The sequence below is a fragment of the Microcoleus sp. N3A4 genome (genome assembly GCF_036701805.1).
Taxonomy (GTDB): Bacteria; Cyanobacteriota; Cyanobacteriia; order Cyanobacteriales; family Microcoleaceae; genus Microcoleus.
Genome location: NZ_JAUBRJ010000049.1, coordinates 1 through 12,689, shown reverse-complemented (window position 1 = coordinate 12,689; position 12,689 = coordinate 1). Strand labels below are relative to the sequence as shown.

Below are 12,689 nucleotides of genomic sequence, written 5' to 3'. Positions count from 1 at the left end.
TGCCAACAGACAGCAAAAAAACTGACAAATGCTTACTTTGATTCACCCAACTGCTGTGATTCATCCCGGTGCTGAACTTCACCCGACTGTAGAAGTGGGAGCTTATGCTGTAATTGGGGAAAGAGTGAAAATCGGGCCGGAGACTAAAATTGGTGCTCATGCAATTATCGACGGACTAACAGAAATAGGCGCTCGCAATCAAATTTTCCCCGGTGCGGCGATTGGTTTGGAACCTCAAGATTTGAAATACGAGGGTTCTCCGACTAGGGTGAAAATTGGCGACAGCAATCAGATTCGGGAATACGTGACAATTAACCGCGCTACTGGAGCGGGGGAAAGCACGACAATTGGCAATCATAATCTATTGATGGCTTATGTTCATGTGGGACACAATTGCGCGATCGCCGATCGAGTAATTATTGCGAATGCTGTAGCCTTAGCCGGACACGTTAAAATCGAGTCTCAAGCCCGATTGAGCGGTGTTTTGGGGGTTCATCAGTTTGTCCACATCGGCCGCTTGTCTATGGTGGGCGGCTTGAGCAGGATCGATCGAGATGTGCCTCCTTATATGCTAGTCGAGGGGAATCCTTCGAGAGTGCGAGCTATCAACAAAATAGGACTCGAACGCGCCGGTTTTACCCCAGAAGATTTGCTAGTTTTGAAAAAAACTTTTCGTATTCTATACCATTCTGGCTACACTCTCGATCGAGCTTTGGAACAGTTGGATTTGTTGCCGGAAAACCCCCACTTGCAGCATTTGCGGAGATTTGTGCAGCAGTCTATAACGAAAGGGCGGCGCGGTTTGATTCCAGGCAAGAAGTGAATGAGGTAGAATACACCTATGAACTCAGCGACTGTTGCCCTATGAATGTATATACTTCAGTCAAATCTACATCCCCTGAAACAGAACAAGATGGCTGCATCAGGTTCTCAGATGTTAGTTGGGAGCAATTTGAAGCTATAGAAGCAGCTTTTAAAGATGTCAGAGGTGTGAAATTTTTCTATCTCGATCGAATACTGCAAATTATGACTGTCTCGCCCGAACACGAAATCATCAAGAAAACTCTCTGTATGCTGCTAGAGGCATATATGAGAGCAAATGGGATTCGATTTGACGGTAAGGGCGGGCCGACTCTGGGTAACAGAGAATTAGGCGGTAGAAAAGAGCCGGATGATTCCTATGACATAGGAACCCCAAAAACATTCCCAGATATTGCTATTGAAGTCGTAATTACCAGTGGCGGGATAAATACTCTAGAATTATACAAAAGGTTGGGCGTTCGGGAAGTATGGTTTTGGCAAAATAGTCAGTTATCTCTCTATTGCTTAACAGGTGAAAATTACGAGCAGATTGCCCGGAGTACATTCCTTCCCGCTCTGGACTTAGAATTACTGCTACGCTGTGCTAATATGCCCGATCAATATGATGCTGTTACCGAGTTATTAGCAAACATCTCACCTGTTTAAAGTCAGAATATGAAAATTTTTATCAGCACTGGTGAGGTTTCTGGCGATTTGCAAGGATCTTTATTAATTGCAGCCTTAAAACGTCACGCTGTCGCCGCCGGTTTAGAATTAGAAATAACCGGATTGGGCGGGCCTCGTATGGCGGAAGCTGGGGCTACTATTTTAGGCGATACTGTGGGCATTGGTTCTATGGGCCTTATAGAATCTGTACCCTATATTTGGCCGACGATCAAAGTTCAGCAAAAAGCTAAACAATATCTCAAAAACTTCTCCCCCGATGCGGTTGTATTGATTGATTATTTGACTCCAAATCTCGGCATTGGCAGCTACATCCGCCGCTGTTTGCCGGATTTGCCGGTGGTTTGGTACATCGCACCTCAAGAATGGGTTTGGTCGATTTCTCCTCGCAATACCGATCTGATTGTCAATATTTGCGACAAACTTTTGGCAATTTTCCCCGAAGAAGCTTGTTATTATCAAAAAAAAGGCGCCGAAGTTAGTTGGGTTGGGCATCCTTTGGTGGATAGAATGCAATCTGCGCCCAGCCGGGAAGTTGCCCGCAAAACTTTGGGAATTGAGCCGGAACAGGTGTCGATCGCCCTAATTCCCGCTTCCAGACACCAAGAACTCAAGTACCTGATGCCGGTTATATTTGAGGCCGCTCAAATTATTCAAGCTAAATTGCCGGAAGTTCATTTTTGGATTCCGCTTGCTAACAAAGCTTTCCGCAGCAAAATCGAACAGGCGATCGAGAATTACGGTTTGCGGGCTACTTTGTTAGAAAATCAAACTCTGCAAATCTTGGCTGCTGCCGATCTGGCGATCGCTAAATCTGGTACTGTTAATCTGGAGCTAGCTTTGCTCGACGTTCCGCAAGTTGTCGCCTACCGCGTCAGTCCGATTACGGCGATTATTGCTCGCCATGTCCTGAAATTTTCGATTCCTTTTATGTCTCCGCCCAATTTGGTGCAAATGAAGCCGATCGTCCCGGAGTTGCTGCAAGACGAGGCGACTGCGGAAAATATAGTGAACCACGCACTGGAATTGCTGCAAAATGCCGATCGACGCCAGCAAACTTTGGCCGGTTATCGGGAAATGCGCGAATGTCTAGGAGAGGTGGGCGTGTGCGATCGGGCGGCTGCGGAAATAATGAAAAATGTTAAATTAAATACAGCAAATTAAAGCAACTTTGTTATTGAAATGTTATGCCAAGCAATCGGAAAAAGCGACCGATCGCTGTTGATTTATTTGCAGGCGCGGGCGGCATGACACTGGGCTTTGAACAAGCAGGTTTTGACGTACTTGCATCAGTCGAAATTGACCCAATTCACTGCGCTACACACGAGTTTAATTTCCCGCTGTGCTCTATTGTGTGCAAAGATGTCGCAGACCTTACGGGATCGGAAATTCGGAAAAAATCGGCGATCGGCCGGCGCGATATAGACGTAGTTATCAGCGGTTCGCCCTGTCAAGGATTCTCCATGATGGGCAAGCGCGATGTGGACGACCCGCGAAATTCTCTAATTTTTCACTTTAAACGCTTAGTTTTGGAGCTAAAACCCAAGTTTTTCGTAATGGAAAATGTGCCGGGAATTGCATCAGGAAAACACAAAGAACTCCTGAATATCTTAATTAGCTCTTTTCTGGAATCAGGCTATCAAGTAGAAGAAAACTATCAAGTTCTCAACGCCGTTCACTACGGAGTGCCGCAAGCTCGCAAACGATTGTTTCTGATTGGCTGCAAAAAAGAGTACGAGCTGCCAAAATACCCTCAACCAACTACTATACTGCCGAAAATTAAAGTTCCTAAACGCTATAAAAAAGTTAATTTACCTGCTGTCCCGACAGTTTGGGATGCTATTGGAGATTTGCCGGAAGTGGAAAAGTACAGCGAGTTGTTGCACCGAGATTGGGTAATAGCGGAGTACGGAAATTACAGCACTTATGCGAGTATAATGCGCGGAATCGATGATTTGGATGATGATTATTCCTACAATCGCGAGTACGATCGACAAATCCTCTCTTCTAGTTGGCGCACAAAACATTCTCTAGAATGTATGGAAAGGTTTGCTGTTGCCGCCTACGGCGAAAAAGAGCCGATCAGCCGTTTTTACAAGCTTCATCCCCAGGGAGTTTGCAACACTCTCAGGGCTGGAACCGACAGGGCGAGGGGGGCTTATACTTCGCCCAGACCAATTCACCCGATCGCGCCTCGGTGCATTACCGTCAGAGAAGCTGCGCGGCTGCATTCCTATCCTGACTGGTTTAGATTTCACGTCACAAAATGGCACGGTTTTCGCCAAGTCGGAAATTCTGTACCGCCGCTATTGGCGAAAGCTGTAGCAGCGCAGATTATTAGCGCTTTGGGCGTGACAGCAATTAAGCCGAATCTCAAGCTGCAATGGGGAGATGATTGGTTGCTTCAACTGAATTGGTCGGAAGCCGAAAAACATTATCTAAAAAGTTAAGAGTTACATTTAATTATCTGGAATTGGGAATTGGGAGCAAGCGAGTAATTTTTACTTTGAATTTTTGATTTTTTAATTGGAATTATTTAACTTTAAACCCTGGGGGGTAACAACCAGCCTGAAACCCTTATGGCGTAAAGATTGAGCATCGCTTATGCTAAAAAAAGATAGACAGCGAGATTGTTATCCCTCTTTTGTAACTCAGAGTGAGAGAAAAACTTAGGCAGCCAAAAAACTCGGAACAGAAAAAAGTAGGATGAGAGTCAATACGCTTGGGTTAATGTTTTTTGGTCTGAAGAGAGCTTTGGGCTCAGCATAAGCCCGAAGGGCCCGCACGCGCCTTCGGAGTATCTATTTTTCACAGGGTTTTCTCTCCATGAGTGTCCGATCCCAAGCGTATTGGGATGAGAGTGGGAAAATTATCCATCAATTGGATTAATTCACAGAACTTTCGTCGAAAGCCAGGAATCGGAAACACCTCTAACCAAGTCGAGATTAAACAGTAAAAAAAGTCAGGTTGAATAATTAATCTTAAATTGTTGAGGGAACTTTTCCAAGTGATGCCATTTTCCCACCAAGGATGTTGTTTCCAAGGTAAAATTAATCGAGATAGAGCAGTCGAATGCTCCTTTTAAGATTTGATGGGTTCATCATCAAAGGCTTGGAAATTACAAGCTTGGATACTGACCAGCAAGTAAGCACTAAAAATGATTTCCCACCACCGTTCAATACTGCCATAATTAGTCAAACGATAATCACACAACCCCAATTCGTTCTTGACTTGTTTAAAGCGATATTCAATCCAATTTCTTAAGCTATAAAGTTGAGCAACTACCAGTTGGATATTATCTTCAAGATTCGTCATAATGTACCAACTGTTATCACCACTGGGGTCAGGAGTAGCCCCTTTTGTAATCTGGTAGTATCTCAAAAGAGAAGTCTGGTTTTTTGAATAACATAGAATCGGATTAAAACCAATATTAAAAAAAGTGTGGTCACGAGTAGGAGAAAGACCGAGAGCAGTAGTAGAACACAGCTATCAATGGTTATATGTGTATGGTTTTGTAGAACCAAATACGGGAAAAACTCATTGGTATTTAATACCGAGGGTAATACACAATGGTTAAATGTAGTATTAAAAACCTTAGCCGCAGAAGTGGAAGCAACAGCAGAAAAAATCATTCTGTTAGTCCAAGATAGAGCCGGATGGCATCGAAGTGCAAAAATCCAAGTACCCACTGGGATATTCGGAGAATTTCTACCGCCATATTCCCCAGAATTACAACTAGCAGAAAGATTATGAATGTTAGTAGATGAACCCTTGGTAAACCAGCATTTTGAGAGCACCGATCGATTACAAGAGGTAGTAGCTAAAAGATTTTGTATTCTCCAAGAAATGAGAGAAGAGATTAAAAAACTAAAAAATTATCATTGGCTTAACTATCCTTAATTATTAGTAGCTTATATAAACCGGATTTAGTATAAGCTCTGTGCGATCGCCATCCCAGGGGTTTTCGATGGCGATCGCTGCGTTTGCTTCGATGACTTTAAGGTGAATCTTGCTCCTCGGTACTGGGGGGTTTTTGGCCAATTCCCAATTGCTTCTTAGAGGATTTTAAGTCTTTCCAAAGCATCTTAATATCTTTATAGGCTTTCTCAGCGCTAATTTTCCCCCCAGTTTCCAGCGAGCAAATATAAGTTATTTTCTGAGCAAATTCCTGCAAATTGGCATTAAACGCCAAGTTTTCTGGCGTGAAATCACCGTAGTAGCGATTGCGAGGATGTAAAAAATCTTCCCGCTCTTTCATTGCTCCCTCCTAATTAAACTTTTGGTATTCAACTTTTGCTTCGGTCTCTGCTGTTAATAGCACAATTTGTACTTAGTATCGCGACGCTAACTTGCTTCTATTGTATTCCGCAAGTAGCAATTGTGCTTTTTCTTTCTTTACTTAGTCTATTAATGCAGTTTTAACCTTAAATTATCTTTATCTTAACTTTTCTTTAACCTAAAAGCAAAAAAATTGGGAAATGCGCTGTTAGCATCTCCCTTTAGATAGATTTGAGAGCGGTTAATTAACTTTTTCTGAAGCCGAATATTTACTTGTGGCACTCGCAGCCGATGTGCCCGCAGCCGCTGCCGTTGGGGTGGCCGTCAGCGCAAGCACTGGAACAGTATGTTTTGCCGTCTTTTTCAATGGCTGCACTGAGGCTGACAACGCACAAGCAAGAAGGACAGGCGCATTTCATTTGGGTGACGGTGGTCATTTTACCTTCTCCTGGTGGATTTGTTTATGTATACCAATATATGAACATATATTCAGAGAAAAGTCAAGGGAATGTAAAAGTTTTGTTACAAAAGGTTTGCCGATCGCACTAAAATGAAAATGAGAATTAAAACAAGCCTGGAAAAGATGTCACCCAACTCTGCTGTTAACGGAGCGATAAGTCAGTCTCACGAACAAAACGATACACCAACGTGCGATCGCGCGCACCTAGTTGACTGTTCGCGGGCAGCCGGCGACATCCAAACACAAGTTCTCAACACCGCAAAAGCCCAGCGGATGGCAGAGTTTTTCAGTCTTTTGGGAGATGCGAACCGCCTGCGGCTGCTGTCTGTATTGGCAAAACAAGAACTGTGCGTGTGCGACTTGGCTGCGGCGTTAAGCATGAGCGAATCAGCAGTATCGCACCAGTTGCGGGCATTGCGGGCGATGCGGTTGGTAAGTTACCGCAAGGTTGGGAGACAAGTTTTTTATAGTTTACTCGATCGCCACGTTTTTGAACTTTACCAAGCAGTCGCCGAACACTTAGACGAAGCCTAATATTATTCTCCTTCGATGGTGTGGCCCGTAGCGACAACAGCTTGTTTAATTGACTCTTCAGAAGCTTGGGCTTCAACGGTAACAGTCTTAGCCGTTATATCCACCTTGACAGAAGCATCGGATTCAACAGTTTGGATGGCTTTGGTAATTGTATCACCGCAGCCAGAACAGACGATCGACGGAACTTTGGTAGTCCTGCATAGCGGGACTTAAACAAATTTTAAGCCCAAACAAAGCCTAAACTGGCTTTATAAGCGGAGAATACGTCCCAATTTTGGTTCAACCATTTCACAAACCTAAAATATCTGGCTGTCCGAAATGCTTCAAGTGCATAGCGTAAAAGTGTTTAAAGGTTTGTTTGCCCATCTGCGCCTTAATCCTCCTGTTAAGGTATGCCAGAGAATGAAACTGTAGGCACAAAACACCATAATGAAATGTCTTTGAAGGCTACTTTTATCTCTGATTTGATATTCGTTTAACCCCAACCAGCCCTTAGCTTCCCGATAGAAAGCTTCGACCCAATTTCTTTGTGAATAAGTTTTTACTATCCAGTCCTCTGTCGCTGTCGATCAGTCTACATTACTCATCAAATAATCTATTTTACTGGCGGTATCGAAAGTATCTGCATTCATGACGAGCGCTATTACTTTCTTACCCGTGCATTTTGATAACTCGACTTCTTGAATGGCTACCCATACTGTTCTCGGTCGTTCTAGATTCAGTTGATTTTTTTTAAAAGCCTCTAGATCCAAGGCTTTTGTTAAATTGTCAACTCGAATTTCCTCTGTTTTATCTACTGTTTTTTGAATGATTACTTTGCGATTCTTGGCGATTCCTCCGATGTATTTTAATTTTCGGCATTCTAATTCTTGTGAAAAACTGGTGTTATTACCATACCCTATCCATCAAGACTATTCCTGGCTTATAGCATCTAGCTCAACTTTTGTAGATTAAATTTATGGCTATTTATGGCTTTTTATTGAATTATGGGTCGGTTTTTCCTTCTGGTAATGAGTCGGCTTTTGATATAATTTAATATCTAATGGCAGGCTCTTTATCCCATCATATAGATGACTGGTAACTACGACTACTCCATTGTCGGTTTTTCCGATTTTTCCGATGTATTGTCTTCCTACACATAAGAGTAAAGTTACCACTTTTTCTATGCCCTGAATCATCTACGATCAGCTAAATACTCGACTAATATTGGTTTGGTGACACTGATTCATTACGTCTAGGCGACGTTGATTTAGCTAATTGAATGACCAAGGCGCTGCTGTTAAAAAATGATGTAATTTGTGGTAAGTTACTCCCACGGCATTTGCTGCCATCTGCGACAGGTTTTTTCGCTCCCGAGGGCCCAATAATCCCCCTAAATAGTTCTTAAACTCTCGTTTTTGGGCAAGATGACCAAAAATATCGTCAAATCTTTGACACCATCTATCGAAGCAGGGGGGCATCGCGGCAGGGGTTGTCTCTTTCATCGCTCATTCTTTAACGTTATATGCTTGCATAGCAAGCATTATAAATAACGTATTTTTATCGTATTTTTTGTTTAAGTCCCGATAGTCAGTATAATTAATGGTTTTAATTGATAGATAAACTGGCGTTATACTCATGAATAAAAGGCTCTCCTGAGTTTATGGTGTAAAATAGATCGACCAATACAGTTAAAGTAATGAGCTTTCATTTAGACTATTTATTATACTTGCCTGGAGTCAAGGTTGAAACTTGCACTCAAATTGAAGGAAAAATTTATTTGAAACTGAGAGCTTTAGCTTCAGAAATAGTTTGTCCTCACTGTAATAATTATACAGAAGAACTGCATCAAAATCGACCTATATTAGTCAGGGATTTGTCAGTTTTCGGTCGCGAGTGTATATTTACAAGTGCCTCGCCTGCAGTTTTACTGCCCTAATTGTAAACGTTACATTACAGAAAAATTAAAATTTATTGACAAAAAAAGACGGCAGACTCAACGATACGAGCAAAATATTTATGCGCGTGTTCAACAGTCTAGCATATCACAAATTGGGCGAGAAGAAGAATTGAGTTATGACGAAGTTAAAGGTATTTTTACTCAGGTCAATTTGTCTCAAAAAAAAACTGTTGGGAGTCAGTCAAACGAGTAAGTATAGATGAGATAAGTATGCGCCAAGGAAAAGGAAGTTTCGTAACTGTTGTCAGTGACATTGAGGGGAGTAAATTGATTGAAATGATTTACTCTCACCGTCAGCAAGATATAGTTGAAGTCCTTATGAGGCAACCGCTTAAGGTTCGAGAACAAGTTGAGGAAGTGAGTGTTGATATGTGGGGAGGATTTCCCTCTCGTTATAGAACAAGTATTTCCCAATGCTAAACTTGTTATTGACCGTTTTCACGTAATGAAAGCAGTTAATAAAGACTTGAATAAGTTGCGTCGAGGAATAGGAATTACAGACAGAGGTAGAAAATATTTATTATTGAGTAATAGAATAGCTTTGAACACGCTCAAATTGAAAAGTTGGAAATAATTTTGAAGAAATCAGAATGCTTAAGAATTGCCTGCGAGATGAAAGAATAGTTTCGAGAAATATATGAGACCAATATGACCATCACAATAGCTCAGACAGAGTTCAAGGATTGGCTGAATTATGCACAAATATTTTTCCAAGAATCAGCAACGCCCAATTGTCAATCATTTTGAAGGAATTTGTAATTACTTTCTCGATCGCACAATAAGTGGAGTGATGGAGGGGATAAATCATCGAATTAAGTTGATTATGCGACAAGGATATGGCTTTTCTAATGCAAGACAATTTTCGAGATCGTGTATTAGCTTGCTTTTCTAATTAGATAAAAATATCACCGTAAGTTCCAGAGAGCCTCTGGGAGCATCCCAATTTGGTAAAAAGCGTTTTTTTTTAGGAGCGCGCTATATCATCCAAATATATTGTTCTGATGCAACCGTCCATGATGTGAAAGCAAAAATGGGATGCTCCCGAGCCTCTTTACACAGTGATGCTCAACTTATTGGTCGGGCCATCCGAAAACATTGGGGAATTGAAAACCAGGCTCATTGGATTCTTGATTGTACTTTTGCGCTCGGATTCTTGCCGCATTCGCTCTTTCCATAGTCCCAGTAATTTGGCGATGTTGCGCCGTTTGGCTCTTAATGCTCTCAATCGCGAACGGACTTACCAACGTAGTCTTAGACAAAAAATGAAACGGACTGCTATGGATAATAATTATATGATTCAGGTTCTCAGTTCGGCTTTTCTTGACAAGAGTTTAGATTCTTCTCATCCCTTGTGTCAAGCCTAATTGAGATGCTCTTACCCTGTTGCAAGATACAGTTGTCTTTCTGATTTAGTCCGTTTTAAGATGTCATAGTAAAGAGTATATTGACCCAAAGCTTGCTCTAAATCAGCAATTATAGACTCTCTGATAAAAGTTTTAACCTCAACGGCTATCTGGCGATCGTTGTTCTCAGCAGCTAATAGCTGTTCGGCACGCCCGATCGATCGGTTTCTCTTGGCCCAAGCCAAGGGATAAGGCTCGTGGGGAATTGTCCAGCCAGCCTTAATGAAAGCCTGTTTGACAACTCGATCATAAATGTCTCTTGCTGGCACAATCGCTCTGTTTTGCGATCGACATTGACACTGACTACGATCGCGTGCAGAAGTCTCAACCATGATGCGAGAAATGCAATCTGAAACAACACCATCGCCCGTTAGCGAAGCCCTCGAAGAGGATCGCCCCACCCAAATAGTCCTGAACCCACATCAAGGCCAGAAACCGGGTTTCTTAGTAGATTTCTAGTTGAGAATCTGCGATTTTTCAGAGAAACCCAGTTTCTTCGCGTAAATCCCACCAAATCAAAAGATTGCCACTGTCTAAATATAATTAAAATTTGTTAAGATTAACACGACCTCAGCGTCGGCATCAGATCCGCCGCGCTTACCTGCCCTTCCCCAGTCCCCACAACAATGCTGCGACTCGAACACATCAGTAAAATTTACCCCACAGGCGTCGTACTCAAAGATGTCACCTGGGAAGTCAAGCCAGGCGATCGCATCGGCTTAGTAGGCGTTAACGGTGCCGGCAAATCCACCCAACTCAAAATCATCGCCGGCGAAATCGAACCCACCGCAGGCGAAGTCATTCGCCCCGCCAGCCTCCACATCGCCTACCTCTCCCAAGAATTTGAAGTAGATCCGACTCGCACCGTCAAAGAAGAATTTTGGCGCGCCTTCAGCGAAGCCAACCAAGTCCACGAAACCCTGATGCAAGTCCATCGAGACTTGGAAGCCTCCACCCCAGAAAATCTCGACGAACTGATCCACAAAATGGATCGCCTGCAACGGCAATTTGAAGGCTTAAACGGCTACGGTTTAGAAGCCCAAATCGAGAAAATTCTGCCCGAAATCGGATTTGAACCCGAAGACGGCGATCGATTAGTCAGCGCCTTCAGCGGCGGCTGGCAAATGCGGATGAGTTTAGGCAAAATTCTCCTGCAAAAACCCGACATCCTGCTGCTAGACGAACCTACCAACCACCTCGACTTAGAAACCATCGAATGGCTGGAAGTTTACCTCAAAGGGCTGATCACCCCCATGGTAATCGTATCCCATGACCGAGAATTCCTCGATCGACTCTGCACCCAAATCGTCGAAACCGAACGCGGAGTTTCCACCACCTACCTCGGCAACTATTCCTCTTATTTACTGCAAAAAGCCGAAGCCAGAGAAGCCCAACTCAGCGCCTACGAAAGCCAGCAAAAAGAACTCGAAAAACAGCAAGCATTCGTAGAAAAATTCCGCGCCAGCGCCACTCGCAGCACCCAAGCCAAAAGCCGCGAGAAACAGTTAGACAAAATCGAACGCATCGAAGCCCCCACCGGCGGATTAAAAACATTACATTTCCGTTTTCCCCCCGCACCCCGCAGCGGCCGCGAAGTAGCAATAATTGAAGATTTGGTACACACCTACGGCGAAAAAATCCTATTTTTGGGAGCAGACTTATTAATTGAAAGGGGCGATCGCATAGCCTTTCTCGGCCCCAACGGCGCAGGCAAATCAACTCTGCTGCGACTGATTATGGGTTGGGAAAAGCCGACTGAAGGTACTGTCAAATTGGGAGGCCACAACGTCATCCCCGGTTACTTTGAACAGAATCAGGCAGAAGCCTTAGATTTGAATAAAAGCGTGATGCAAACCATTCACGACGAAGTACCCGACTGGAAAAATGAAGAAGTTCGGACTTTGTTGGGGCGGTTCTTGTTTACCGGCGAAACAGTATTCAAACAGGTTGGCGCTTTGAGCGGCGGCGAAAAAGCCCGCCTAGCTTTGGCAAAAATGCTGTTGACTCCCGTGAATTTGCTGATTTTGGACGAACCGACAAATCACCTCGACATTCCGGCGAAAGAGATGATGGAAGAGGCGATTCAGAATTATGACGGTACGGTAATTATCGTTTCGCACGATCGCTATTTCATCTCCCAAGTCGCCAACAAAATAGTCGAAATCCGGGATGGAGAGTTTCGCACTTATTTGGGAGATTACCACTACTATCTGGATAAAATAGCCGCAGAAAAAGAGCTAGCAAAAATCGCCCAACTTGAAGCTGAAAAAGCAGCTAAAAAAGCGGAAAAAGCAGCGAAGAAAAAAGCGACTGCTCAGCAAAAATAAAGCGGTAACGGTTGCAGATAAACCTTACATCTGCGTCGCTCTGCGTTCATCTGCGGTTAGAAATAAAACATCCCTATTTCTCACCCAAAACTCTCTTAATCATCTGATTCGCCTGCGACTCATAACTCCCACCAAACAAATTAAAATGATTCAAAATGTGATAGAGATTATATAAACTTTTCCGCTGCTCGTAGCCTCCATCCAACGGCCAAACCTGATTGTATCCTCGATAAAACTGCGCCGGAAACCCGCCAAATAACTCC

19 protein-coding genes and 1 pseudogene are annotated in these 12,689 nt (G+C 43.3%); 13 read left to right on the top strand and 7 right to left on the bottom strand.

What is annotated here, in order from left to right; translation table 11 throughout:
• The first annotated feature begins 28 nt into the window (after positions 1-28).
• From lpxA to QUA56_RS24330, 4 genes are read left to right on the top strand one after another with little or no spacing between them, the layout of a single operon-like run.
• Positions 29-823 (top strand): acyl-ACP--UDP-N-acetylglucosamine O-acyltransferase, encoded by a 795-nt coding sequence (lpxA, locus tag QUA56_RS24345; RefSeq protein WP_333362776.1) that lies wholly within the window; start codon positions 29-31, stop codon positions 821-823.
• Between the two features lie 41 nt (positions 824-864).
• Positions 865-1,467: a Uma2 family endonuclease gene (locus tag QUA56_RS24340; RefSeq protein ID WP_333362773.1), complete on the top strand. Its 603-nt coding sequence runs from the start codon at positions 865-867 to the stop codon at positions 1,465-1,467.
• Between the two features lie 9 nt (positions 1,468-1,476).
• Positions 1,477-2,649 (top strand): lipid-A-disaccharide synthase, encoded by a 1,173-nt coding sequence (lpxB, locus tag QUA56_RS24335; RefSeq protein WP_333362769.1) that lies wholly within the window; start codon positions 1,477-1,479, stop codon positions 2,647-2,649.
• A gap of 23 nt (positions 2,650-2,672) precedes the next feature.
• On the top strand, positions 2,673-3,935 hold the full coding sequence (locus QUA56_RS24330) for a DNA cytosine methyltransferase (RefSeq protein WP_333362766.1): 1,263 nt from the start codon (positions 2,673-2,675) through the stop codon (positions 3,933-3,935).
• 631 nt (positions 3,936-4,566) lie between these two features.
• On the opposite strand, the gene QUA56_RS24325 is transcribed toward QUA56_RS24330, so the two are convergent.
• Entirely contained in the window at positions 4,567-4,800 is a 234-nt protein-coding gene (locus tag QUA56_RS24325) for a hypothetical protein (RefSeq protein ID WP_333362763.1), read from the bottom strand.
• 225 nt (positions 4,801-5,025) lie between these two features.
• Between QUA56_RS24325 and QUA56_RS24320 the strand changes: the two genes are divergently transcribed.
• Entirely contained in the window at positions 5,026-5,238 is a 213-nt protein-coding gene (locus QUA56_RS24320) for a hypothetical protein (protein WP_333362760.1), read from the top strand.
• A 244-nt stretch (positions 5,239-5,482) separates the two neighbouring features.
• Here QUA56_RS24320 and QUA56_RS24315 read toward each other — a convergent pair whose 3' ends face one another.
• Together QUA56_RS24315 and QUA56_RS24310 are read right to left on the bottom strand one after the other, a co-directional pair.
• Positions 5,483-5,743 carry a DUF7219 family protein gene (locus QUA56_RS24315; RefSeq protein WP_333362757.1) on the bottom strand — a complete coding sequence of 87 codons (261 nt, stop codon included), beginning with the start codon at positions 5,741-5,743 and terminating at the stop codon, positions 5,483-5,485.
• A 289-nt stretch (positions 5,744-6,032) separates the two neighbouring features.
• Positions 6,033-6,200: a metallothionein gene (locus QUA56_RS24310; protein WP_333362754.1), complete on the bottom strand. Its 168-nt coding sequence runs from the start codon at positions 6,198-6,200 to the stop codon at positions 6,033-6,035.
• A gap of 146 nt (positions 6,201-6,346) precedes the next feature.
• Between QUA56_RS24310 and QUA56_RS24305 the strand changes: the two genes are divergently transcribed.
• Positions 6,347-6,757, top strand: a complete 411-nt coding sequence (locus QUA56_RS24305) for a metalloregulator ArsR/SmtB family transcription factor (RefSeq protein WP_333362751.1) — start codon at positions 6,347-6,349, stop codon at positions 6,755-6,757.
• 2 nt (positions 6,758-6,759) lie between these two features.
• Here QUA56_RS24305 and QUA56_RS24300 read toward each other — a convergent pair whose 3' ends face one another.
• Positions 6,760-6,894 carry a hypothetical protein gene (locus QUA56_RS24300; protein ID WP_445242947.1) on the bottom strand — a complete coding sequence of 45 codons (135 nt, stop codon included), beginning with the start codon at positions 6,892-6,894 and terminating at the stop codon, positions 6,760-6,762.
• A gap of 83 nt (positions 6,895-6,977) precedes the next feature.
• A pseudogene (locus tag QUA56_RS24295) lies at positions 6,978-8,241 on the bottom strand (IS701 family transposase).
• Positions 8,242-8,435: 194 nt separating this feature from the next.
• On the opposite strand from QUA56_RS24295, the gene QUA56_RS24290 reads away from it, so the two are divergent.
• From QUA56_RS24290 to QUA56_RS24275, 5 genes are all read left to right on the top strand, one after another.
• Complete coding sequence (locus QUA56_RS24290; RefSeq protein WP_333362748.1) at positions 8,436-8,675, top strand: transposase family protein; 240 nt, start codon at positions 8,436-8,438, stop codon at positions 8,673-8,675.
• A complete protein-coding gene (locus QUA56_RS24285; protein ID WP_333362745.1) occupies positions 8,647-8,889 on the top strand; it encodes a transposase family protein in 243 nt (80 codons plus the stop codon). The genes QUA56_RS24290 and QUA56_RS24285 overlap by 29 nt, the downstream gene beginning before the upstream one ends.
• Positions 8,890-8,906: 17 nt before the next feature.
• A complete protein-coding gene (locus tag QUA56_RS24280) occupies positions 8,907-9,116 on the top strand; it encodes a transposase (RefSeq protein WP_333362742.1) in 210 nt (69 codons plus the stop codon).
• A 25-nt stretch (positions 9,117-9,141) separates the two neighbouring features.
• The gene (locus QUA56_RS36925; protein WP_445242946.1) at positions 9,142-9,270 is read left to right on the top strand and encodes a hypothetical protein; all 129 of its coding nucleotides are present in this window, start codon (positions 9,142-9,144) and stop codon (positions 9,268-9,270) included.
• A gap of 120 nt (positions 9,271-9,390) precedes the next feature.
• Positions 9,391-9,588 carry a transposase gene (locus QUA56_RS24275; RefSeq protein ID WP_333362739.1) on the top strand — a complete coding sequence of 66 codons (198 nt, stop codon included), beginning with the start codon at positions 9,391-9,393 and terminating at the stop codon, positions 9,586-9,588.
• 483 nt (positions 9,589-10,071) lie between these two features.
• Here the strand turns inward: QUA56_RS24275 and QUA56_RS24265 are convergent, their stop codons facing one another.
• Entirely contained in the window at positions 10,072-10,431 is a 360-nt protein-coding gene (locus QUA56_RS24265) for an element excision factor XisH family protein (protein WP_333362736.1), read from the bottom strand.
• On the opposite strand from QUA56_RS24265, the gene QUA56_RS24260 reads away from it, so the two are divergent.
• Positions 10,430-10,558, top strand: coding sequence for a hypothetical protein (locus QUA56_RS24260; RefSeq protein WP_333362734.1), 129 nt, complete (start codon positions 10,430-10,432; stop codon positions 10,556-10,558). The genes QUA56_RS24265 and QUA56_RS24260 overlap by 2 nt on opposite strands.
• Positions 10,559-10,725: 167 nt before the next feature.
• Positions 10,726-12,426 carry an ABC-F family ATP-binding cassette domain-containing protein gene (locus tag QUA56_RS24255; RefSeq protein ID WP_333362731.1) on the top strand — a complete coding sequence of 567 codons (1,701 nt, stop codon included), beginning with the start codon at positions 10,726-10,728 and terminating at the stop codon, positions 12,424-12,426.
• 73 nt (positions 12,427-12,499) lie between these two features.
• On the opposite strand, the gene QUA56_RS24250 is transcribed toward QUA56_RS24255, so the two are convergent.
• Positions 12,500-12,689, bottom strand: a 190-nt coding sequence (locus tag QUA56_RS24250) for a fructosamine kinase family protein (protein ID WP_333362728.1), incomplete at its 5' end; no start/stop codon positions are given.

Excerpts from the sequence above, each read along its gene's own strand:
- lpxA (WP_333362776.1), top strand. The coding sequence starts at position 29 with ATGCTTACTTTGATTCACCCAACTGCTGTGATTCATCCCGGTGCTGAA.
- QUA56_RS24340 (WP_333362773.1), top strand. The coding sequence starts at position 865 with ATGAATGTATATACTTCAGTCAAATCTACATCCCCTGAAACAGAACAA.
- lpxB (WP_333362769.1), top strand. The coding sequence starts at position 1,477 with ATGAAAATTTTTATCAGCACTGGTGAGGTTTCTGGCGATTTGCAAGGA.
- QUA56_RS24330 (WP_333362766.1), top strand. The coding sequence starts at position 2,673 with ATGCCAAGCAATCGGAAAAAGCGACCGATCGCTGTTGATTTATTTGCA.
- QUA56_RS24325 (WP_333362763.1), bottom strand. The coding sequence starts at position 4,800 with ATGACGAATCTTGAAGATAATATCCAACTGGTAGTTGCTCAACTTTAT.
- QUA56_RS24315 (WP_333362757.1), bottom strand. The coding sequence starts at position 5,743 with ATGAAAGAGCGGGAAGATTTTTTACATCCTCGCAATCGCTACTACGGT.
- QUA56_RS24310 (WP_333362754.1), bottom strand. The coding sequence starts at position 6,200 with ATGACCACCGTCACCCAAATGAAATGCGCCTGTCCTTCTTGCTTGTGC.
- QUA56_RS24305 (WP_333362751.1), top strand. The coding sequence starts at position 6,347 with ATGTCACCCAACTCTGCTGTTAACGGAGCGATAAGTCAGTCTCACGAA.
- QUA56_RS24290 (WP_333362748.1), top strand. The coding sequence starts at position 8,436 with ATGAGCTTTCATTTAGACTATTTATTATACTTGCCTGGAGTCAAGGTT.
- QUA56_RS24280 (WP_333362742.1), top strand. The coding sequence starts at position 8,907 with ATGCGCCAAGGAAAAGGAAGTTTCGTAACTGTTGTCAGTGACATTGAG.
- QUA56_RS36925 (WP_445242946.1), top strand. The coding sequence starts at position 9,142 with ATGAAAGCAGTTAATAAAGACTTGAATAAGTTGCGTCGAGGAATAGGA.
- QUA56_RS24275 (WP_333362739.1), top strand. The coding sequence starts at position 9,391 with ATGCACAAATATTTTTCCAAGAATCAGCAACGCCCAATTGTCAATCAT.
- QUA56_RS24260 (WP_333362734.1), top strand. The coding sequence starts at position 10,430 with ATGATGCGAGAAATGCAATCTGAAACAACACCATCGCCCGTTAGCGAA.
- QUA56_RS24265 (WP_333362736.1), bottom strand. The coding sequence starts at position 10,431 with ATGGTTGAGACTTCTGCACGCGATCGTAGTCAGTGTCAATGTCGATCG.
- QUA56_RS24255 (WP_333362731.1), top strand. The coding sequence starts at position 10,726 with ATGCTGCGACTCGAACACATCAGTAAAATTTACCCCACAGGCGTCGTA.